This is a genomic window from Actinobacillus porcinus (genome assembly GCF_901764995.1).
In the GTDB taxonomy this organism is placed as follows: Bacteria; Pseudomonadota; Gammaproteobacteria; order Enterobacterales; family Pasteurellaceae; genus Exercitatus; species Exercitatus porcinus.
On sequence record NZ_CABFKI010000001.1, the window covers coordinates 226,755 to 248,634 of the forward strand.

13 protein-coding genes are annotated in these 21,880 nt (G+C 41.9%); 8 read left to right on the plus strand and 5 right to left on the minus strand.

Annotation, left to right across the window (positions count from 1 at the left end; genetic code table 11):
* Positions 1-62: 62 nt before the first annotated feature.
* Positions 63-2,933 carry a DNA polymerase I gene (gene polA / locus E7T07_RS01065; RefSeq protein WP_135709081.1) on the plus strand — a complete coding sequence of 957 codons (2,871 nt, stop codon included), beginning with the start codon at positions 63-65 and terminating at the stop codon, positions 2,931-2,933.
* Positions 2,934-2,987: 54 nt separating this feature from the next.
* Here the strand turns inward: polA and ppx are convergent, their stop codons facing one another.
* The 5 genes from ppx to E7T07_RS01090 form a co-directional block, all read right to left on the minus strand.
* Complete coding sequence (ppx, locus tag E7T07_RS01070; protein ID WP_135709082.1) at positions 2,988-4,529, minus strand: exopolyphosphatase; 1,542 nt, start codon at positions 4,527-4,529, stop codon at positions 2,988-2,990.
* Between the two features lie 13 nt (positions 4,530-4,542).
* A complete protein-coding gene (gene tamB, locus E7T07_RS01075) occupies positions 4,543-8,496 on the minus strand; it encodes an autotransporter assembly complex protein TamB (RefSeq protein WP_135709083.1) in 3,954 nt (1,317 codons plus the stop codon).
* Positions 8,497-8,505: 9 nt separating this feature from the next.
* Complete coding sequence (tamA, locus tag E7T07_RS01080) at positions 8,506-10,416, minus strand: autotransporter assembly complex protein TamA (RefSeq protein WP_246046059.1); 1,911 nt, start codon at positions 10,414-10,416, stop codon at positions 8,506-8,508.
* Between the two features lie 104 nt (positions 10,417-10,520).
* On the minus strand, positions 10,521-11,147 hold the full coding sequence (locus tag E7T07_RS01085; RefSeq protein WP_135709084.1) for a response regulator: 627 nt from the start codon (positions 11,145-11,147) through the stop codon (positions 10,521-10,523).
* A gap of 92 nt (positions 11,148-11,239) precedes the next feature.
* The gene (locus E7T07_RS01090; RefSeq protein WP_135709085.1) at positions 11,240-13,756 is read right to left on the minus strand and encodes a class I adenylate cyclase; all 2,517 of its coding nucleotides are present in this window, start codon (positions 13,754-13,756) and stop codon (positions 11,240-11,242) included.
* A gap of 165 nt (positions 13,757-13,921) precedes the next feature.
* On the opposite strand from E7T07_RS01090, the gene hemC reads away from it, so the two are divergent.
* The 7 genes from hemC to E7T07_RS01125 all read left to right on the plus strand — a co-directional run bounded on the left by hemC (position 13,922) and on the right by E7T07_RS01125 (position 21,878).
* Positions 13,922-14,848, plus strand: a complete 927-nt coding sequence (hemC, locus tag E7T07_RS01095) for a hydroxymethylbilane synthase (RefSeq protein ID WP_135709086.1) — start codon at positions 13,922-13,924, stop codon at positions 14,846-14,848.
* Between the two features lie 3 nt (positions 14,849-14,851).
* The gene (locus tag E7T07_RS01100; RefSeq protein ID WP_135709087.1) at positions 14,852-15,607 is read left to right on the plus strand and encodes a uroporphyrinogen-III synthase; all 756 of its coding nucleotides are present in this window, start codon (positions 14,852-14,854) and stop codon (positions 15,605-15,607) included.
* A 13-nt stretch (positions 15,608-15,620) separates the two neighbouring features.
* On the plus strand, positions 15,621-16,985 hold the full coding sequence (locus E7T07_RS01105; RefSeq protein WP_135709088.1) for a uroporphyrinogen-III C-methyltransferase: 1,365 nt from the start codon (positions 15,621-15,623) through the stop codon (positions 16,983-16,985).
* Positions 16,986-16,995: 10 nt separating this feature from the next.
* The gene (locus E7T07_RS01110; RefSeq protein WP_135709089.1) at positions 16,996-18,240 is read left to right on the plus strand and encodes a heme biosynthesis protein HemY; all 1,245 of its coding nucleotides are present in this window, start codon (positions 16,996-16,998) and stop codon (positions 18,238-18,240) included.
* A gap of 266 nt (positions 18,241-18,506) precedes the next feature.
* A complete protein-coding gene (gdhA, locus tag E7T07_RS01115; protein ID WP_135709090.1) occupies positions 18,507-19,856 on the plus strand; it encodes an NADP-specific glutamate dehydrogenase in 1,350 nt (449 codons plus the stop codon).
* An 85-nt stretch (positions 19,857-19,941) separates the two neighbouring features.
* Positions 19,942-20,661: a tRNA1(Val) (adenine(37)-N6)-methyltransferase gene (locus E7T07_RS01120; RefSeq protein WP_135709091.1), complete on the plus strand. Its 720-nt coding sequence runs from the start codon at positions 19,942-19,944 to the stop codon at positions 20,659-20,661.
* 212 nt (positions 20,662-20,873) lie between these two features.
* Complete coding sequence (locus E7T07_RS01125) at positions 20,874-21,878, plus strand: ornithine carbamoyltransferase (RefSeq protein WP_135709092.1); 1,005 nt, start codon at positions 20,874-20,876, stop codon at positions 21,876-21,878.
* Positions 21,879-21,880: the final 2 nt, after the last annotated feature.

Here is a 21,880-nt window from a genome sequence, read left to right on the forward strand (position 1 = left end):
TGTTTACACTCAAAATTACGTTATAATCCACCGCACTTTGTATTGATTAACCGAGAAATATTATGGCTCAGATCGCACCTAACCCCCTTGTTCTTGTTGACGGTTCCTCTTATTTGTACCGCGCGTTTCACGCATTTCCGCCTTTGACCAATTCCCAAGGTGAACCCACTGGGGCGATGTATGGCGTGTTGAATATGCTTAAAAGTTTGATTGCGCAGGTGCAACCGAGCCATATTGCGGTGGTTTTTGATGCCAAAGGTAAAACATTCCGTGATGAAATGTTTGAGCAATATAAATCGCACCGCCCACCGATGCCCGATGATTTACGCGCGCAAATTCAGCCGTTGCACAATATTATCCGTGCTTTGGGTATTCCATTGCTTTCAGTGGAAGGGGTGGAAGCGGATGATGTCATTGGGACATTAGCGGTTCAAGCGTCAAAACAAGGAAAGAAAGTGTTGATTTCTACGGGCGACAAAGATATGGCGCAGCTGGTGGATGACAATATTATGTTGATCAACACCATGAATAACACCTTGTTGGATCGTGATGGTGTGGTGGAAAAATACGGTATTCCCCCTGAGTTGATCATTGATTATCTCGCCTTGATGGGCGATAGCGCGGATAACATCCCGGGCGTGGCGGGCGTGGGCGAGAAGACCGCGTTAGGCTTGTTGCAGGGGATTGGATCGATGGCAGAGATTTATGGGAATTTGGATAAAGTGGCTGATTTGCCTATTCGTGGTGCGAAAAAATTAGGCGAAAAATTAGCCGCGGCGAAAGCGGATGCGGATTTATCTTATGTGTTGGCGACCATTAAAACCGATGTTGAGCTCGAAGTGCAACCTGATGATTTAACCCTTGGCACGGCGAATAATGACGAGCTTGCGGTGCAGTTTGGACGTTATGAATTTAAGCGTTGGTTAAATGAAGTGTTAACCGGTGAAAGTTCCGTCACTAAGCCGGCGGAACAAGCCATTAAGGTCAATCCTTATCAAGCAACGCCGTCCCAACCGATTGAAAGTGCGGTGAAAAAAACGGTTAGAATTGACCGCACTTTATATGAAACCGTTACCACGGACGAGCAACTAGAACGTTGGATTAACGCCATTGAGCAAGCCAAGCTAGTAGCTGTGGATACGGAAACCAACGCCCTTGACCCAATGCAAGCGGAATTGGTGGGCATTTCTTTTGCCTTAGAAAACGGCAAGGCTTGTTATATTCCGTTGGCACATCTGCACGAAGTGGCGGTTTCATCAGTTGCTGAGCAAGGCGATCTTTTCGCCGAACAAGAGCCAGAAAAAGGCGATCTGCGCTGGGAATTGTGTCCAAATCAATTGAATAAAACGGAAACCTTGGCGCGTTTAAAACCTTTATTGGAAAATGCAGACATTCAGAAAATCGGCCAAAACCTTAAATACGATTTAACGATTTTTGCCAATAACGGCATTGCAGTGCAAGGTGTGGCTTTTGATACCATGCTGGAAAGCTACGTATTAAACAGCACAGGGCGTCATAATATGGATGATTTGTCCGAGCGTTATCTTGGGCATAAAACCATCGAGTTTGAAGAATTGGCGGGCAAAGGCAAAAATCAGTTGACCTTCGATAAAATTGCATTGGCGCAAGCAGCGGAATATGCTGCAGAAGACGCAGATGTCACCATGAAGTTACACCAAACATTATGGTCGGAATTAGAAAAAACGCCTGAATTGGTGGCATTATTCCGTGACATTGAATTGCCATTGGTGAATGTATTGTCGCGTGTGGAACGCAATGGTGTATTGATTGATGCTAAAGCATTATTAGCGCAGTCAGAAGAAATTAGCCAAAGATTAACCGCACTTGAAACGCAAGCTTATGAATTGGCAGGGGAAAAATTTAACTTGGCTTCACCAAAACAGCTGCAAGAAATTTTGTTCAACAAGTTAAATTTACCTGTATTACAAAAAACACCCAAAGGCGATCCTTCAACCAAAGAAGAAGTGTTGGAAGAATTGGCGTTAGATCATGAATTGCCGAAATTGTTGGTGGAACACCGTGGGTTGGCGAAATTAAAATCTACTTACACCGATAAGCTGCCGCAAATGATAAATCCAAAAACAGGGCGCGTACACACGTCTTATCATCAAGCGGTCACCGCCACAGGGCGATTGTCTTCCAGCGATCCGAATTTACAGAATATTCCTATCCGCAATGAAGCCGGTCGCCGTATTCGCCAAGCCTTTGTGGCGCGCGAAGGTTATCAAATCCTTGCCGCGGACTATTCGCAAATCGAACTGCGCATTATGGCACATTTGTCAGGCGACAAAGGCTTAACCACCGCCTTTGCCGAAGGCAAAGATATTCATCGCGCTACCGCAGCAGAAATTTTTGGTTTGCCTTTGGATGAAGTGACGAGCGAACAACGCCGCAGTGCCAAAGCCATTAACTTTGGTTTAATTTACGGTATGTCGGCCTTTGGTTTGTCGCGTCAATTGGGAATTTCCCGCGCCGATGCGACCAAATATATGAACTTATATTTTGAGCGTTATCCCAATGTGCAAACCTTTATGACAGATATTCAAGCCAAAGCCAAAGCGCAAGGCTATGTGGAAACCCTGTTCGGACGCCGTTTGTATTTGCCTGAAATCAACTCAAGCAATGCGATGCGCCGTAAAGGGGCTGAGCGTGTGGCGATTAACGCGCCAATGCAAGGCACCGCAGCGGATATTATTAAATTAGCCATGCTTGCCATTGACCAAGAAATTGGCGATAGCGATGACATTAAAATGATTATGCAGGTTCACGATGAATTGGTGTTTGAAGTGCGGTCAGAAAAAATCGAGTTTTATCGCCGGCTGATCAAAGAAAAAATGGAAAACGCCGCCCAATTAGCCGTGCCATTGATTGTGGATGTCGGCGTGGGGCAAAATTGGGATGAGGCGCATTAATCTAGGATAAGATCTATTCATATTGTAGGGACAGGCCTTATGCCTGTCCTGGTTCTAAAAATCCAAATCCAACCCGATTTCAATCAGTATTTTTTGTTCAGCGCGTAATTCATTGAGTACCAATGGATTATGGGCAAGATATTGATTGTCGAAGTGCAGTTGCCATAAAGTGCGGTCGGTTTTGAGTGTGATTTGTTCGCACACTTCTGTAGCTTGGCGGGATTTATTGAGCAGCACCGCAAGGCGTAATAAGCGAATTAAGGTTTGTACATCTTGTGGTGTATAGCGCGCGAATTGACCAATTTCGTCCATATTGAATGGATTAATATGATGACGCACTAAGGTGGCGAGTAGTCGTTGTTGTTCTTTGTCAAAACCGGGCAATTCCATATTGGCGAGAATATAGGCTGAATGGCGTTGAACATTTTTATGATTAATCACAATGCCCACTTCGTGCAATAAGGCTGCCCAAAGGAGAATTTCTTCCATTTCTTCTTCAAATTCATCCGCTTGCCAATCGTGAATTTGTTGCGCTAAACGCACCGCACTTTTGCATACACGTTCCGCTTGCGCGCGGTCAATATTAAATTGTTCCGCCAAAGCTTCCGCCGTACGCTGGCGAATGTTCATCACTTGGAAGTTTTGATCTAACCCATACATGACGCCTTCGCGCAATGCACCGTCAGAATAGCGCATTTGTGCAATGCCAAAGGTTTCAAATACGGCGCTTAAAATGGCAAGCCCGGGAACAAACACATCTGCACGTTCTTCATTTAAGCCTGCAATTTTCAATTCATCAAAACGGCTGAATTTTAGGGTGCGTTCAATGAGAAAATCTAAACGACCTGCAGTAATAATACCGTCAGGATCAAGGGTAGCCGCAATCACTTGATGCACGGTTTTAATGGTGCCGGAAGAACCGAGTACATATTCCCAACCTAACTGTTTATATTGTGGCGCAAGATCCGCAATACGGCTTAATGCGGTTTGGTAGGCGTCTTCAAAATGTTGTGGTGAAATTTCGCCTTTGGGAAAAAATTGTTTGGCAAAGCTCACGCAACCCATGTTGCGGCTGTTGGCGATGATCGGTTCGAAATTATCGCCAATAATCATTTCCGTTGAACCACCACCAATATCGATAACTAATTTGCGTCCGCTTTCAGGTTGAGTGTGGGAAACGCCGGCGTAGATCATTTTCGCTTCGGTTTCGCCAGCGATAATATTGATTGGGTAAGGGAAAACTGCCTGTGCTTGACGTAAAAATTCGTCATTATTCACCGCACTTCGTAACGTATAAGTGCCGACTACGCTGACATTTTCCGCTTTAAATCCCTGCAAACGCTCGCCAAATAAGGCGAGACAGTTAACGCCGCGTGTAATAGCGTCTTGATCCAGTACATTGTTTTCATCCAAGCCCTTTGCCAGTTGTACCTTTTGCTTCAAACGAGACAAAATTTGAATGGAGCCGTTAACAATGCGTGCCACAATCATATGGAAGCTGTTAGAGCCTAAATCAATTGCCGCAATTTCGCGCACCGTGGGTTCATTTTGAATCGAAAGTGCGGTGGCTTTTTGAATTAAATTTTCGTTATTCATAATCATCAAAATCCTAAAATTCAAATTGATAAATGACATCAAATGTTTGGTTGGTGCTTGATACGGATTGCAAGAATAGCTGTGGTAACAAGCGATAGCGTAGGGTAATTTCGGCTAAACCATCAAATAATCCTACGCCGTATTTAATTTGTAAATCTTTGGTGAGATTGCCGCTGACAACCACTTTTGAGCTGTCCCCAACGCCTGCGGTGCCAAGGTTTAAATTGGATATTCCAAAGACTTCACCAATTTTGCCCACGGCTTTACCGCTTTTGGCTAATCCCATGCCCAGTAAGGCAGCCCCCACTGAACCGCCAGATCCTGCTTCACCGCTGTTTTCAAGGGAACGCCCTGTTAACAGATAAGATAAGGCTTGATCCTGCGGCAAGCTAGGCTCTGAAAAAACGGTAACATCAGGGCTTTCCGCTAAGCCAATCACTTTCACCCCAGCCAGCACCTTGCTATCTTCCATGGCTTCAGGATTACGAATGGCTTCAATGTTCAGCATTGGCTGTGACGGAATACCGGAAAACGTCACTTGCCCTTTACGAATTAAGAGATCCTGTCCAAAAGAGGCGTAGCGTCCCTGTTTTAAGTCAATGCCGCCATATAAGCCGAGTTTGCCTTTTTCCTGTTTGACCATTAAACGCCCTTGTAAATGGCTGTTAAGTCCATAGGCATTGACGCTAACATCGTCCCCGATAGTAATCGTTAAATCCGATTTAATCGCCAAACCGTCTTTGCTTTCTGCGGGCAAAGGCAACATCGTCCGTTTGGTTTTTTTATCTAAAATCACTTCATCACTGCTCACAGAAACCGCACTTTCAGGCAAACTTTCGATAGCAATGCGTCCCCAAGGAATATCGACCGTTCCGGTTAAATCCAGCAATGTTGGCGTTGCTTTTATTTCAACATTCGGGCTGATTTTGAGTTTGGCAATGGAGGGCACATTTAAATAAAACGCTTTTGCTCTGGCGCGGACGCGCGTTCGCCAATGTTCAAGCTGTTGCCAATTGGCGTCACCATCTAAATCAAGGCGGCTTTCAGCGGTTTGAATATAGCCTGTCATGGTGGAACTTGAGCCATGAAAACCTAGCATTAATTCCCCCTGATTAATATCAAACGGCATGGCATTTAAAATGGCTTTTGTATTATTGAGATTCAACGAACCATTTAATAACGGTGCGTTGAGATTGCCCGCAAAGTTTAAATGCCCATTGATGTCCCCTGAGATCTTTTCACCGCCGGCTAATAATTGATTGAGTATATTGAGATTAATGCCTGTGATTTTTAATGATCCGCCTAGTTTTCTTGTTTGTAGCAGATCGCTCACTTTTAATTCGCTTTCAATACGCCCTTGGTTTTGCAAATAAATATTGGCATTGGCGGTTAGGTTGTTGTCATTAATTTGGGTATTTACACTAAGTTTGTTGATTCCGAGTTTAAAGGTTCGGTAATCTATTTTTTGTGCAAAATCAATGGTATCCCCATTTACTTTTACGTCTAATTTAAACGGCTTATCTTTAAACCAAGAGAATTTCCCTTGGCTGTTTAAATGACCTTTAAATGTCTCATTTTCCGTCAGTTTATTCACTAACTTAAGATCTAATTTTTTGAGATCAAAAGGAATTTCTCCACTGTTACCGACATTAAAGGCTTGGGGAAAACAGAGTTCAATGTCGGGATGTGTCCAACAATGTGCCGAAATTTGGGCATTAATGTTGTGATTGTCATAAGCAATATTAAATTGATTATTTTTCAGCTCACCCATTGGGGATTTTATGGCGGTGCGATTAAAGCTACCTTTCCATTGTTGCAAAGTGCGGTCAAAATTCCCTGAAAAATCTAAATCCAGTGTAAGGGGGGCCCCTTGTGAATGTAACTGAATTTGGTGATTTTTTTCATTCCCTTTCGCCATTAAGGTGACGGAATCCAATTTGATTTTTTCGCCATAGCGGAAGCCATTTAAGGTTAGGTCAATATTGCCTTGTAGTTGTTCATTTGAGATCAGCTTGCTTTTGGCACTGATTTTATTGAGATGCAAATCCTTGAATTGGATATGATTGCCCGCTAAATCTAAATCAAGATTCGGCGCGGAAATATCCCCCGAAAGATTGATATTGCCGTTCAATGATGCGGTGAAATTAGGCAATAATCCACGTAAATTAGGTGCCTGAATCGCTAATTTAAAATCAGAATGGGTATCTAAGATCCCATTAGCGGTGAGCTTGTTTTCACCATAGATGAACAGCAGATCAGAAACTTTTAAAGGCGTTTCTGCACCGGTTAATATATGACCTTTTAAGCTCAATGGGCGTTGATGAATTGAGCCGGTAAGATCCACATTTGTGGTTTCAGATAACCAGCCCTTTGAGCCGCCGGCAAAGCCTGATGAGCTCGCCGTTCCTGAGAGAATGGCTGGAAAATCTTTGAGTAAATTGACGTATCTTGCGTAATCGCTCACTTTGACCTTGTCAAATTTAACTTGGCTTTCCCAAGCCGCACCGTCTTTCCAATCGACTTTGCCTTGTATTTCCGCCGCACCATTGAGGGCTTTAATATTGAGCTTTTCAACATCTGCTTCATAGAGCTTGCCCGAACCCGTTAACTCTACATGGCTGTTAGTCGGTACCCAAAAGCCATCGGCTTGTCCTGTTAAGGTGACACGATAATCTAATAAATTGCCGCTCACATTGAGATTGATATCTTTGAGCTTTAAGGGATCCCCGGCTACAAAAGCGTATTGCGCACTTTTACCGGTTAGGTTTAGCTGCAACGGTAATTTTTCTTTGTTAAGTTCCACTTGCCCGGTTAATTCAGCATTGATCTCACCTTGCATTTTTACTGAAAGTGCGGTGATATTTTTCAATGCCCCCGACAGTTGAACTTCGGCATGGGTTTGAGGCCAAATGAGTTCGTTTTCTGATTTGACTTCGGCAATATCCGTGTTGAGCTTAAGATTAAGTGGCATTTCGCCGGTGAGATTTATGCTTCCCACGGCATCAATACTGCCTAATGAGCTTTCGACAACAAAGTTTTTTATGTCTAGTTGACCTTCTTTGAGCTGCGCTTGAATTTGCCCTTTGGGTAGGCTAATTTCTTGCTGAATATGGTTTTCAACGCTGACTTTATAATCGCTGTTTTTGATTTGTAGATCTTCGATCTGTATATCAAAAGGCATGTTGATTTCTTGAACATTTCCCAATATGGCAGGGGTTAAGCCTTGTTCAATAGCCGCCCAATCAATAGGAGTTGTGTCTTGGGCTTCTTTGAGCGCTTGTTGCGCTTCTTCTTTTTGTTGTTGCTCAAATTGCGCTTGGGTTAAAAGGGTTTGCACATGAAATCCGTCAATCAGGGTTGGCGCAAGGGTGAAACCTGAATGAGAATTTAAACTGAGCGCAGTTTGGAATTTTTTGAGCGAGATCTGATGGTGATCGATTTGTAGCTGAGTATTGTCAATGCGGATATTTTTGATTTTTACAGCAAGGGGCAAGGAAATCGCACCTGTGCTAGAAGATGCCGTTTGTGTGTCTTCAGAAGCAGGGGATGACATTGTCGTCATCTTGACCTTTGTATTTTGAATATCAATATCTTCCACACAGATTTCGCTTTGAAGTAAGCAACTGAAGTCAAGGTGTAAATAGGCATTATCCACATTGACATCTACGCCATTGTTGACGAATTTGACCTTTTTAAGGGTTAACCCGTTTTGCAATTTTCCTTGCACTTCACCGATGCTAAAACCGTTGATGACATTTTCAGCCAGCGAAAACGCCCAACGCGTGCCTTTTTCTGTACCGATAATCCCTGCTATCGCGCTGATAATGATTACGAAAAATGCCGCAATGCTCATGAAAGTGCGGTAAAAAAAACGCGATTTTTTCTTCTCTTGAACGTTGTTAGGCGTAGATGACCCCGTGGTTGGATCTGCCATTGACGGCGTTTGCTTTTCTTGTTTTATCGTCATGATGTCATCCTAAAGTTCAGTGCCTAAGCCAATGTAAAATTGAATGTTTTTGCTATCATCTTTGTCGCGTACAGGGGTGGCAATATCAAATTTTATGGCACCAATGGGTGATGCCCAGCGTAATCCGGTTCCTGCCCCATAGCGTAATTCTTCTTTTTTAAACTGATTTGCCGCCATACCTGCATCAAAAAAAGTCGCGAGCCACCAATCGTCCATAGCCTGATATTGGTATTCTAATGTGGCGGTGGCTAAACGTGAAGCACCGAGTAATTGCCCTTGTCCATCCTTAGGGGAGATTTTTTTGTAACCATAACCGCGCACACTGCGATCACCGCCGGCAAAGAAGCGTAAAGTTGGCGGCATTTTATTAAATTCCTTTGTGTGTAAATAGCCGATTTCACCGCGCGTTAAGATACGGTGATTGTGTGTAAAACGTTTGATCCAACCTGCCGTTGCACGTATGCGGTAAAAATCCGCATCGGATGTCCAAAGTTTACGCCCAAGATCTACCGTAAGACTGAGAATATCTGCGCGATCGGGAAATGAACCACCACTTATTCGCGAACGGCTGATCGTTGTCGTTGGATAAAGCAACCAAGTATTTTCGCTAAAATTGGCTTGGGTAAATTTATCTAAACGCGCTCGAATACCGAGAGAATATTGCCACCCTGTTGGGTTATTCCAATAACGCAATGCAGCCGCGGTTGCTGCTGTGGATTGGGTATCGGTTTGGCTATCATTTTCTTTTTCAAAACCGAGAGCGTATTCGTAATAATAATTGAGTGGGTTCTTCAATAATGGCATTTTATAGGTGGCTTCAAAGGTTTGTTTCGGTGACGAAAGATAGAGATTTGAGCGCACGCTATGCCCACGGCTGTTAATCCAAGGACGAGTCCAGCCGATTTGACCATGTATGCCCGAATCGGTGGCATAACCAATCCCCAATTCCATGCTATTTTTCTTTTTCGGGTACATTAAGACATCCAAATCAACAGATTTGGTTTTTTCGTTTAAGTTAGGTTTGACTAAAACCGACTGAAACCAGTTAGAAGAAGAATAGTCACTTGTCATGGTTGAAATATCGTTAATCAGGTAATGTTCCCCTGATTTGATTTTCAAAATATTTTGTAAATAGTCTTCACGAATTTGTGAATTTTTAAAGGAAATCGTGCCATAGCGATAGCGTTCGCCACTATTAAATACCAGATTCCACCAACCTTGGTGAGTGGATGGCATAACTTGTAACTGGTGAACAGGAAAATCCGCATCAAAATAACCGCGCTGTTGGGCGAGTTTTTCTAATGATGTTTTATAGTTTTCATAAGCCTCATGCTGAAGAATATCTCCTTTTTCAGGAATATATTTTTTGAGTTGCTGAAAGGCAGGATCGTCAACGGCTTCACCGGTGATTTCAATATTCGTGCCTTCGATTTTGACAGGTTCACCTATATTCACCGTGACAACCAATGTAGGTTTGGGATTCGTTTGTTGTAATTCAAAATTAATCTGACTGTTGTAATAGCCAAAAACGCGAAGGGCTTTGTGAATAGTTTCGGCTAAAATATGTTGATGATATTCAGAACCGTCAAACTCTGTTTTATCCATGGACGCCAAATAAAGATTCACATTATTTTGCAACTGAGCTTGTTGAATCCCTTGAATTTTGACATTCACTTTGGCTTCAGGTTTCGGATCCTGTTGGTTGTCATCGACAGAATGAATCACATTATTGACCGCACTTTCCACGGCATCCGTGGTTTTCTCTGCCATGCCATCTAGTTTTTGTACCACCGTATTGGCTTTTTTCATTACCTTTTCTTTTAAAGACGCACTCTCAGCTGAATCCATTTCAGCAGCAAAGGTTATATTTAATGTGGTTAATAAAATAAAGAAAGTAAAAAAGCGCGTTAATAATTTCATTGAGATGGCTCAGCAATAAATAAAATCGCCGTTATTTTATCATAGATATGACGCAACAAAAAAGCACGCGAGCCGGCGTGCTTTTATGGAAAGATAAATAGACCCTAACCTTTTTGTTCCAAATATAATACCGTTGCCGCTACGCGAGAATGGACGTTAAGTTTGCGCAATAAATTGCGGATATGGACTTTGACGGTTTCTTCAGAAATGAACAATTTCCCGGCAATTTGTTTATTGGATAAACCGGTGGCAATTAATTGTAATACACCCATTTCGCGATCGGTTAAAGAATCTAATGGGCTCTGTGCAGAATGGCGTTCAAGCAATAGATTTTTGATGCTTTCGCTTAAAACCACTTCTCCGTTGGCAATGAGTTTGAGTTGAGAAAGCAAGACTTCAGGTTCGGTATCTTTTAATAAATAGCCGTCTGCACCGGCATCAATGAGTGCAAAAATATCATTTTTCGCATCAGATACGGTTAAGATCACAATGCGTGCGTCAACGCCTTCTGCCCGTAAGGCTTTTAAGGTATCCAAACCTGATAAGCCTTTCATATTGAGATCAAGAATAATCAGATCAGGCTCTTCTTTTAACGCTAAGGTAATACCGTCATTGCCATTTCCTACATCACCGATCACCTCAAAGTTGGTGTCTAATTCCACTAATTGTTTGATCCCACGGCGCATTAGTGGGTGATCATCGATAAGCAATACTTTTTTCTTTTCGGTCATAATTACGTTACCTTTGGCGGTTATTTTTGCTAATTATAGAGTAGCAGTGATGATTTTCAATAGTTAGGCAGGGGTATTTAAGTTACCCCTAGTTAAGTTAAATGCTGGAACGGGATAATTTTTGTATGATCCGCATATTGTTTTAAGCGATAAAACTGTGGATAGTTAAAATTCCGCTGAACGATACCATAGGGATTTTCGCCATCTTTGCCCGCATCGGCATAAATCTGATTAATTTCACGGATTTTTTGCTCTTGAGAACCATCGCAATGGCGATAAACTTCAATGCGATTTTGTTCATCTAAAATATAAACGTTGAAGAAGCCGTGATCGCTGTCTTCAAAGAAAAATTGTAAAAAACCTTCTGTGGCAAAAGCATCCAATTCCGGGGGATAAAGGAGTTTATTGGCTTTAATCGGTTTTTTATGGGCGCGATTAAAGTGCGGTTCATTTGAGGCGACTTTTTGGTGTAGCTCATTATCCAACTCCAATTCTGTTGACGGGATAGCTTGCGGCATTTCTTGTAAGCTAATACCGCGTTCTTCAAAGAAAAATTTCCAGTTTTTCCCCGCAACACGCAGTAAATTATGGACTTTAGGTGCTGTCTCTGACCCCACTTGAATGTTAATACATTTATTAACTAAGGATGAAACCGCATGACCTAATGCATGACGATATTTTTCACTATAGCTAAAAATATGCACGGTTTCAGGCGTTGGCGCACCACGATGGATTTTATTGGACAAGACTTTGAGCGCGAGCAAAATGGCATTTGCCCCTTCAAAATGCAAGGTGCGGATTTCGTTCCAAACATTGCGGTAAATTAAATCAATACTGCCCACTAAACTTTGCTCATTGATACCATAGCTAAATAAATCGCTTTGCTGTATTTCCATGCGCGTTGATGACAAATCCACCGTGGGGTCTGCGACCAAATTAACCGCTACCATTAATTGACGAATTTCACAGGAATGATGTAATTCTTCGCTGGTCGGCGCAGGGACTTGCACAGGGAAAGTATTGGCTAAATCCGCAATAAATTCTTTTAGCACAGACAACCCAATATGTTCGCTATAAATATGCACGGCGGTATCCGGCGTGAGCAATCCATTGAAATAAGCCCAAGCGATTAATTTATGTAAATGCGCGTTGTATTCCACATGTCGTGCTTGGGCAAACCCTGAGATGTCAGGCGATTGATTAACTAAATACCAACCGGCTTTATGTACTTTTGTGTTTTTGGGAATTTCAATAAAGGTAATATGCGCTTCCGCCAAGTTTACCGAGAGTTGTGGGTTAATCAGCATCACTTTGCCCGGTAATTCTTCAAACACCGTATAGATCTTGCGGGTTAAGATGCCCACATCCTGTGGCATGATCATGGCATCAACATTATTTTTACGGGCAAAATTAATGAGATTGCGATAACTCAGCATCAAGGTTTTCACAATTTCATTATAAGATTGCGTCACGCGGCGAATTTTCCAGAATGGACGTAAATTCAAATCATCGATTTTATTTTGATCCCAACCCCATTGCCGTGTTAAGTCTTTCAATAAATCAAAACGCCAATTGGAACCTCGGGAATACCATAAATCTTCCGTTGCTTTGACATAAAAGCAACGTCTTACAAAGTCAAGTCGCTTAAATTCTTTGCGGTAGTTTAGATAGGCGGTTACCCGATCCAACATTTCTAAATAAGGATCGAAATGATGATCTTCGGTGTGATCCATCAATAGATGAAATTTAAAATCAGAAGAAATCAGACGCGTATTCGGGTATTCCCAAGAATAAGCTTCTAAGAGCAGAATTTTAATAATGGATTTATAAGGAGCATCAATCCCTTTGTAAAGTTGCCATAAACTGGCACCAAAATATTCATTGGCAGAGAATTTGCCTAGACCGCCAAAATCAACCCAGTCTTGCGGATTGATTTCTTTATTTCTAATCAGTTCTTCCACTTCGCTTTCGTAGTTTTTTTCGTTTTCTACCAATAAATGTAACCATAGCAATGGTTTACCGGCTAAACGAATGGCAGAACGATAAAACTCATCGAGCAATAACATATATTGCGCTGAACCACTGTTTTCCGCCGTCATGGATTCTGAATAACGGAAATCACGAAAACGCATTTCATCCATTAAGAACAAGTTGAGTTCGATTTCTTGTTGTTTTGCCCAAGCTTGAAGTGCGGTGGTTTTTTGTTGCAATTTTGCGAGTTCGTCTGTATTCAGATCTTCACGATGACAAACCCAAATATCCAAGTCAGATGATGTTGTTTGAGCAATGGACGCAATACTTCCCATAATATACACGCCATTAATTGACAAAAACGGCTGTTCAGAATGGGGAAGGTAATCTGGAATCGAGCGATTGCTATCGATTTGTTGAAGATAATTCTGTTGGTAATCGTTTAATTTGAAGTCAGCAATGCCATAGGGGGCATCTTCGATGAACCCTGGCAAATGGGGATGGTTGCAGTGTAGTAACAATGAAATCAGCTGGAACACATGCTGAAATTCTTTTGTTGTTCCCGATAACGCTCGCACTGTGCGGTAGTGTTCGAGATCAGACACTTGTTTTCGCGCAAATTCAATATCGTACTTCAATGGATTACCTATTTAGGTCATTCATTTAAATTTCGTGGGTAATCTATCATTTTGAAATCAGGAAAGCAATTGACCAAAGTCAATGAAAGTGCGGTTTATTTTTGGCAGTTTTCGTTAAATTTGTGATAGGATAGTTAAATCTATCAATAGCTATATCAATTGTTTATGCAAAATGTTCTCAAAATCGCCACACGTCAAAGCCCCTTAGCATTATGGCAAGCTAATTTCGTTAAAGCACGTTTACAAGCCCTTTATCCTGAATTGCGCATTGAACTGGTTACTCTGGTGACAAAAGGCGATGTGATTTTAGATACGCCATTGGCTAAAATCGGTGGAAAAGGCTTATTCGTGAAGGAATTAGAAACCGCATTGTTAAATGGCGAAGCGGATATCGCGGTACATTCGATGAAAGATGTGCCGATGCAATTTCCGGCAGGGTTGGGATTAAGTGTGATTTGTAAACGCGAAGATCCACGCGATGCTTTTGTTTCCAATAAATTTTCTTGTTTGGATGAATTGCCGTCTGGGGCAACGGTGGGAACTTCAAGTTTACGCCGTCAATGTCAATTGAAGGCGTTACGCCCTGATTTAATGATTCAATCTTTACGTGGCAATGTGGGAACGCGTTTAAGCAAATTAGATAACGGCGACTATGATGCGATTATTTTAGCCTCAGCCGGTTTAATTCGTTTAGGTTTGCCGGAGCGTATCGCTTCTTTTATTGAAACCGATGTGTCATTACCCGCAGCGGGTCAAGGCGCGGTGGGGATTGAGTGCCGCTTAAATGATACGCGTGTCCAACAGCTTTTAGCCCCACTTGCGGATACAGAAACTACCGCTTGTGTCTTGGCAGAACGCGCGATGAATCATCGCTTGCAAGGCGGATGCCAAGTGCCGATTGGTGGTTTTGCCGAGTTAAACGGGGATAAATTGTTTTTACGTGCCTTAGTCGGCGCGTTAGACGGTTCGCAGATTATCCGCGCGGAAGGGGAAAGTGCGGTGGAAAATGCGGAAGTTTTAGGTGTGCAAATTGCCGAGCAGTTATTAGCGCAGGGTGCCGATAAGATCTTAGCTGAAATATATCACGGATAGCCTATGGCAGTGTTAGTGACCCGCCCTGATGCACAGGGTAGTGAATTAGTGGATACCTTGAATAAAGCAGGGATTGCAGCGATTCATTTGCCTTTATTCAATATTGTGGCAGGACGCGAATTAAACGAACTCCCGAATAAAGTCAATCAACTCAAAGCGGGGGATGTTATTTTTGCGGTATCTAAAAATGCGGTGAAATTTTCCGCGGAAACCTTGAAAAGTATCGGTTTTCATTGGCGAAATGATGTACAATATTTTGCTGTAGGACAAAGTAGTGCTGAGTATTTTGCCGGCAAAGCAGAGCAAGCGGTGATTTATCCTTTTGGTCAGGAAAATAGCGAAGGTTTATTAAATTTACCTGAATTGCAACAATTGAATGGTAAAACGGTCTTAATTTTACGTGGTAATGGTGGCCGTGAGTTATTTCCTGAGCAGGCGGTTCTACGTGGTGCAAATGTGGAAATTATCGAATGTTATCAACGTGTTCCTATCGAATATGCGCGCGTTGAACAAACTGATTTATGTAAACGGGCAGGTGTTTCGACAATGGTAGTAACGAGTGCTGAAATATTGAAAGCACTCATTGACTTTGTACCAAGAGAAGAACATGATTGGTTAAAAAGTTGCCGGCTTGTCACGGTGAGTCGCCGAATTGCGAATTTGGCGATAAAGTGCGGTTGGAAATTAGAGCAAATTGTAATTTCACCGCGGGCGGATAATGCAAGCTTAGTGCAGACATTGGTTCAAACTAGACCTTAAAAAGGACAAGATAATGAGCAAGAAAAAGGATATTCAAACTGACGCAGTAGAAGCTGTTGTGAGTGATGAAAAAATTGAAAAATCAGTGGATACGCCAACAGAAGCGGTGAAAGCGGAATCGGTAAAAACGGAAACCGTAAAAACCGAAACTGTTGTAGTGAAGAAAGGCGGATCGGGATTCGCATTTTTGGCCTTATTGGTCGCTTTAGGTGTGGGCGGAGCAGGCTATTATTTTGGTCAACAAGAAGTGGCTAAAATCAACCGGAAATTCACTGAGTTGGAAGGCAAAATAGGCAATTTGCCTGTGGCAACGTCAATTGCACCCACATCAACTTCACCTATGGCAGTGGAACAAGATACTCAGCAGATTTCAACCTTGGTTTCTCGTTTAGATGAGACGGACAAAAAGCTTTCTGCGCTTGAAGTTACCTTGTTAGATAAAGAAAAAAACTTAAACGCGTTACAAACTGAAATCGCGAAAATGGGGCAAGGTGCCGCGGCACAACCCAATGATTGGTTATTGTCAGAAGCAGATTTTTTATTAACCAATGCGTTACGTAAATTAGTGTTGGATAATGACGTTGAAACGGCAATTTCATTGTTAAAAATTTCAGATGAAGTGTTAACGAAAGTTTCTGATCCGGCGGCGAAAACCGTTCGTGCAGCCATTAATAATGATTTGAAGCAATTGTTATCTTTAAATCGCGTTGACCAAAATGCCTTAATGCAGAATTTATCGCAATTAGCGAATAGTGTTGATGAACTGGTGGCATTAAATGTGAATTTTGGCGAACAAACGGAACAGGAAAGCGATAAAGTTTCTGATAATGTATCCGATTGGAAAGCAAATTTAGAGAAAACCGCGACATCCTTTATGAACCATTTTATCCGCATTACGCCACGCACCGATAATGCTTCCCAAGCATTGCTTGCGCCAAATCAAGATATTTACTTGCGTGAAAATATTCGTTTGCGCTTACAAATTGCCATTATGGCGGTGCCGCGTCAACAAAATGAATTGTATAAGCAATCTCTTGAAACCGTAGCTGCTTGGGTTCGTAGCTATTTTGATACCAATACCGAAGTGGCAGTCAATTTCTTAAAAACGGTTGATGAGTTAGCGGAACAATCTATTTATATTGATGTGCCCACTCAGCTATCCGGTTTAACGGTATTGGATAAAATCTTGAACAAGCCTGTATCTGAAGTTCAAAAGGTGGAGATTTCCGCAGATAAAGGGTTAACGGAAGCCAATGCTGTGGCGGAAAAAGAAATAAAAGCGGAAGAAAAGGCGGCGGATGGCTCTGATGCATCTAAAGCGGAAACACCTAATACTGATGCGCCGAATTCAGTAGAGACGAACACAGAGCAACAATAAGGACGGCAACATGTTTAGAGCTTTATTTTTAATGCTTATACTGCTTGCGGGCTTGATTGCAGGTCCTTATCTTGTAGGTAAGCAAGGTTATGTTTTAATTCAAACTCAAGCCAATAACTACGAACTGTCGATTGTTAGTTTGGTAGTGCTGTTTGTCATTGGTATGGCCATTGTTTATGGTATTGAGTGGTTGGTGACGCGTTTCTTGCGTTTAAGCAATAATACGTACAGTTGGTTTAGTCGCCGTAAACGTTTAAAAGCGCAAAAACAAACCCTTGAAGGGCTAATGCGCATGAACGAAGGGGATTATTCCAAAGCGGAAAAATTGATTGGGAAAAATGCCAAACATTCTGATGAGCCGATTTTGAATTTTATTAAAGCCGCTGAAGCCGCTCAGCAACGTGGCGATGAATTTGCCGCCAATAAATATTTAATGGAAGCCACCGAGTTAGCCGGTTCGGATAATTTGTTAGTGGAATTAGCACGTACACGTATTTTATTGCAACAAAATAAATTGCCGGCTGCGCGAAGTTCTGTGGATAGTTTATTAGAACTTGCACCGAAAAACGCGGAAGTCTTGAAATTGGCGGTGGAGATTTATAAAAAATCGAAAGCCTTTGCCGCACTCGATAATATTATCGAACAAGTGGAAGGATTGTATCCGGATGCGGAATACACCGCGCTGGTGCAGGAGATGGAAGACGGCTTGTTAGATGAGAAAATGAATGAAGAAGGGGCGGATGGATTATTAGCGTGGTGGCATGAACAATCCCGAAAACGCCGTAATGATAACTATGTCCGTATTGGCTTAATTCAGCGTTTAATTGATTGTAATGACCATGAAAATGCCTATGAACTAACCCTAGAAACCTTCAAAAAAGTAGAAGGCAACAAAGCGTTAAGCGGGGCATTGTACGCGCAAATCACGCGCCTACAACCGATGGATAGCACGAAATTAATTAAGTTACTTGAGAAACGTGCAAACTCATCTGCAGAAGAAGCGGAATGTTGTATCAACCGCGCTTTGGGGTATTTACATGTTCGCCAGGGCGATTTTGTCAAAGCCAGTGATGCATTTAAGAAAGTGTTAGCCAATAAATCAGAGATGAAACAATATGATGCAACGATGGCAGCTTATGTGTTTGAACAAATTGGCGATCTGGTTACCGCGAAACAGGTTCGTGATGAAATGCTGAAATCTGCGATGGCGATTAAAGAAGCGGATGAAACGGTCGAACAAACCACCGCACTTTAGCCGTGAGAAAATAGGGCAACTTAAGGGGGAATGAATATTTCCCCTTTTTTTTATATCACTATAAATTATTCAATTTGCCCAATTAAAAATAGCGGTCAATTTGATTTTTTTTATCAAAACAAACAGATAAATGAAAATAATTTAATCAATCTGTTATTTTATAAAATATTCGCTAAAAACACTTGTGTTTTATTGATGTTTTGTTGCATATTGTAGTGGAACTTAATAATAACAATTTGTAAACATTAACATAGAAGGAACACATTATGTCTCAAGTCTCATCTTTAGAAGAATTCTTAGCTTTAGTTGCACAACGTGATGGTAACCAACCTGAGTTTTTACAAGCGGTGCGTGAAGTTTTCACTTCCATTTGGCCGTTCTTAGAAAAAAATCCACAATATCGCTCGCAAGCTTTATTAGAGCGTTTAGTGGAACCGGAACGCGCTATCCAATTCCGTGTGGCTTGGACAGATGATAAAGGTCAAACACAGGTTAACCGCGCGTTCCGCGTACAATTTAATAGCGCGATTGGCCCTTACAAAGGCGGTATGCGTTTCCACCCTTCAGTCAACCTTTCGATCTTAAAATTCTTAGGATTTGAGCAAATCTTTAAAAATTCCTTAACTACATTGCCTATGGGCGGCGGTAAAGGCGGTTCTGACTTCGATCCTAAAGGTAAATCTGACGGTGAAGTGATGCGCTTCTGCCAAGCGTTAATGGCGGAACTTTATCGTCATGTAGGCCCGGATACAGACGTTCCGGCCGGTGATATTGGTGTTGGCGGTCGTGAAGTAGGTTATTTAGCGGGCTATATGAAAAAACTCTCTAACCAAGCGGCTTGTGTATTTACAGGACGTGGATTGTCCTTTGGTGGTAGCTTAATTCGCCCTGAAGCAACAGGTTATGGTTTAGTGTATTTCACCCAAGCGATGTTGGCAGAAAAAGGTCAAACCTTAGCCGGTAAAACCGTTTCTGTGTCCGGTTCAGGCAACGTGGCTCAATATGCTATTGAAAAAGCGTTACAACTCGGTGCAAAAGTGGTGACTTGTTCAGACAGCTCAGGTTATGTGTATGACGAAGCGGGCTTTACCCCTGAAAAATTAGCGGCGTTATTAGAAATCAAAAATGTAAAACGTGGTCGCGTGAAAGATTACGCTGAGCAGTTTGGTTTGCAATATGTAGAAGGTCAAAAACCTTGGGGCGTGAAAGTGGATATCGCCTTACCTTGTGCAACACAAAATGAATTAGATTTAGACGCCGCGAAAACCTTGATCGCTAACGGTGTTCAATTAGTGGCAGAGGGCGCGAATATGCCAACCACCATTGAAGCAACGGATGCATTCTTGGCCGCCAATGTGTTATTCGGACCAGGCAAAGCCGCGAATGCAGGCGGTGTAGCGACTTCAGGTCTTGAAATGGCACAAGGTTCACAACGTGAATACTGGACAGCAGAAGTGGTGGATCAAAAACTTCACGATATTATGTTGAACATTCACGCCAACTGTAAAAAATACGGTCAAGTGGAAGGTCAAGAAAACATCAACTACGTGGTTGGTGCAAACATTGCAGGCTTCGTGAAAGTGGCAGATGCGATGTTAGCGCAAGGTGTTTACTAATCCCTAAAACAAGATAAAATGAAGCCGCACTTTGTCTATATCACGCAAAGTGCGGTTTTTTATTTGTACGTTTAACAAAAATATTATGGCGAAATCTCAAGGCTTTACCTTTAAACAATTTCACATCAATCATCATCGCTGTGCAATGAAAGTGGGCACTGACGGGATCTTATTGGGCGCGTGGGCAGATATCAAACAAGCTCAACACATCTTAGATCTTGGTACGGGAACCGGGTTGATTGCCTTAATGTTGACACAACGTAGTCATCACAGCACGCAAATTGTTGGTGTAGAAATTGACCCCGAAACCGCAGCCCAAGCACAAGAAAATGCTGCTAATTCCCCTTGGGCAACGCGTATTCAAATTGTGCAACAGGATATCGCTGATTTTGCGACAAAGTGCGGTGAAAATTCATGGCGTTTTGACGTAATTGTAGCAAATCCACCTTATTTTGAATCAGGTGTAAATTGCCGAACGGAACAACGTAATGCCGCACGTTATACTACGTTACAAAGCCATGTAGATTGGTTGAATCTTGCTGAAAAATGTTTAGCCGAAAATGGGCAAATTCACTTTGTTTTACCCACTGACGAAGGCGAAACATTGATAAAATCTACCGCACTTTATTGCGTTAAGCGTTGTGATGTGGTGACAAAAATGGGCAAACGACCACAACGTGTGCTATTAACCTTTCAACGGAATGCTCAAAAATGTGAACATTCCGAATTGGTCATTTATGATGAACAAAATCAATATACCGCTGAATTTAAAACATTGACGAAGGATTTTTATCTTAAATTTTAAGAAGATGAAGAGATATTCTTTATAAACAAAATGTTTTATCGTCATCCTTGAATTAATTATTCATTTTTTCCCATTTATTCGAATTTTATTCGAAACTTTTTTATACATTCCTGAAATACGCAACCAAATTCTATTGCCACTCTTTTATGATATTGACAACTTAATACAGCGTTATTAAGTCGCACCAATAACAAAATAAAGGAGAAATTATTATGGCTTTCAATATCAAAAATAGACATTTATTAAGTCTAGTTAATCATTCTCAACGTGAAATCAACTATCTACTTGATTTATCTCGTGATCTCAAACGTGCCAAATATGCCGGCAATGAAGTACAAACCTTAAAAGGTAAAAATATTGCGCTCATTTTTGAAAAAACATCCACCCGCACCCGTTGTGCCTTTGAAGTTGCTGCTTATGATCAAGGCGCTCATGTTACTTATATCGACCCAACGTCATCTCAAATTGGGCATAAAGAAAGCATGAAAGATACAGCTCGTGTGTTAGGTCGTATGTATGACGCCATTGAATATCGTGGTTTCAAACAATCTGTGGTGAATGAATTAGCGGAATACGCGGGAGTTCCTGTTTTCAATGGCTTAACCGATGAATTCCATCCAACACAAATGCTCGCTGATGTATTAACCATGATTGAAAATTGCGAAAAACCATTAACACAAATCAGTTATGTCTATATTGGCGATGCACGCAACAATATGGGTAATTCCTTATTATTGATTGGAGCCAAACTCGGTATGGATGTACGTATTTGCGCGCCGAAAGCGTTATTACCTGATGCGGAATTAGTGGCTATGTGTCAAAAATTTGCGGATGAAAGTGGCGCTCGGATTACCGTGACCGAAGACATTGATACCGCAGTCAAAGGCGTTGATTTCGTTCATACAGATGTGTGGGTTTCTATGGGGGAACCGTTAGAAACATGGGGTGAACGTATTGATTTATTAATGCCTTATCAAGTCACACCTGAATTAATGAAACGCACAGGTAATCCAAAAGTGAAATTCATGCACTGCTTGCCTGCGTTCCATAACAGTGAAACTAAAGTGGGCAAACAAATCGCTGAAAAATATCCTGCTTTGAAAAACGGGATTGAAGTCACCGAAGATGTGTTCGAGTCACCAATGAATGTTGCCTTTGAACAAGCAGAAAATCGTATGCATACCATTAAAGCCGTGATGGTTGCAAGTTTAGCCTAGGG

Excerpts from the sequence above, each read along its gene's own strand:
- E7T07_RS01120 (WP_135709091.1), top strand. The coding sequence starts at position 19,942 with ATGGCGAAATCTCAAGGCTTTACCTTTAAACAATTTCACATCAATCAT.
- polA (WP_135709081.1), top strand. The coding sequence starts at position 63 with ATGGCTCAGATCGCACCTAACCCCCTTGTTCTTGTTGACGGTTCCTCT.
- gdhA (WP_135709090.1), top strand. The coding sequence starts at position 18,507 with ATGTCTCAAGTCTCATCTTTAGAAGAATTCTTAGCTTTAGTTGCACAA.
- hemC (WP_135709086.1), top strand. The coding sequence starts at position 13,922 with ATGCAAAATGTTCTCAAAATCGCCACACGTCAAAGCCCCTTAGCATTA.
- E7T07_RS01085 (WP_135709084.1), bottom strand. The coding sequence starts at position 11,147 with ATGACCGAAAAGAAAAAAGTATTGCTTATCGATGATCACCCACTAATG.
- E7T07_RS01100 (WP_135709087.1), top strand. The coding sequence starts at position 14,852 with ATGGCAGTGTTAGTGACCCGCCCTGATGCACAGGGTAGTGAATTAGTG.
- tamA (WP_246046059.1), bottom strand. The coding sequence starts at position 10,416 with ATGAAATTATTAACGCGCTTTTTTACTTTCTTTATTTTATTAACCACA.
- E7T07_RS01105 (WP_135709088.1), top strand. The coding sequence starts at position 15,621 with ATGAGCAAGAAAAAGGATATTCAAACTGACGCAGTAGAAGCTGTTGTG.
- ppx (WP_135709082.1), bottom strand. The coding sequence starts at position 4,529 with ATGAATAACGAAAATTTAATTCAAAAAGCCACCGCACTTTCGATTCAA.
- E7T07_RS01110 (WP_135709089.1), top strand. The coding sequence starts at position 16,996 with ATGTTTAGAGCTTTATTTTTAATGCTTATACTGCTTGCGGGCTTGATT.
- E7T07_RS01125 (WP_135709092.1), top strand. The coding sequence starts at position 20,874 with ATGGCTTTCAATATCAAAAATAGACATTTATTAAGTCTAGTTAATCAT.
- tamB (WP_135709083.1), bottom strand. The coding sequence starts at position 8,496 with ATGACGATAAAACAAGAAAAGCAAACGCCGTCAATGGCAGATCCAACC.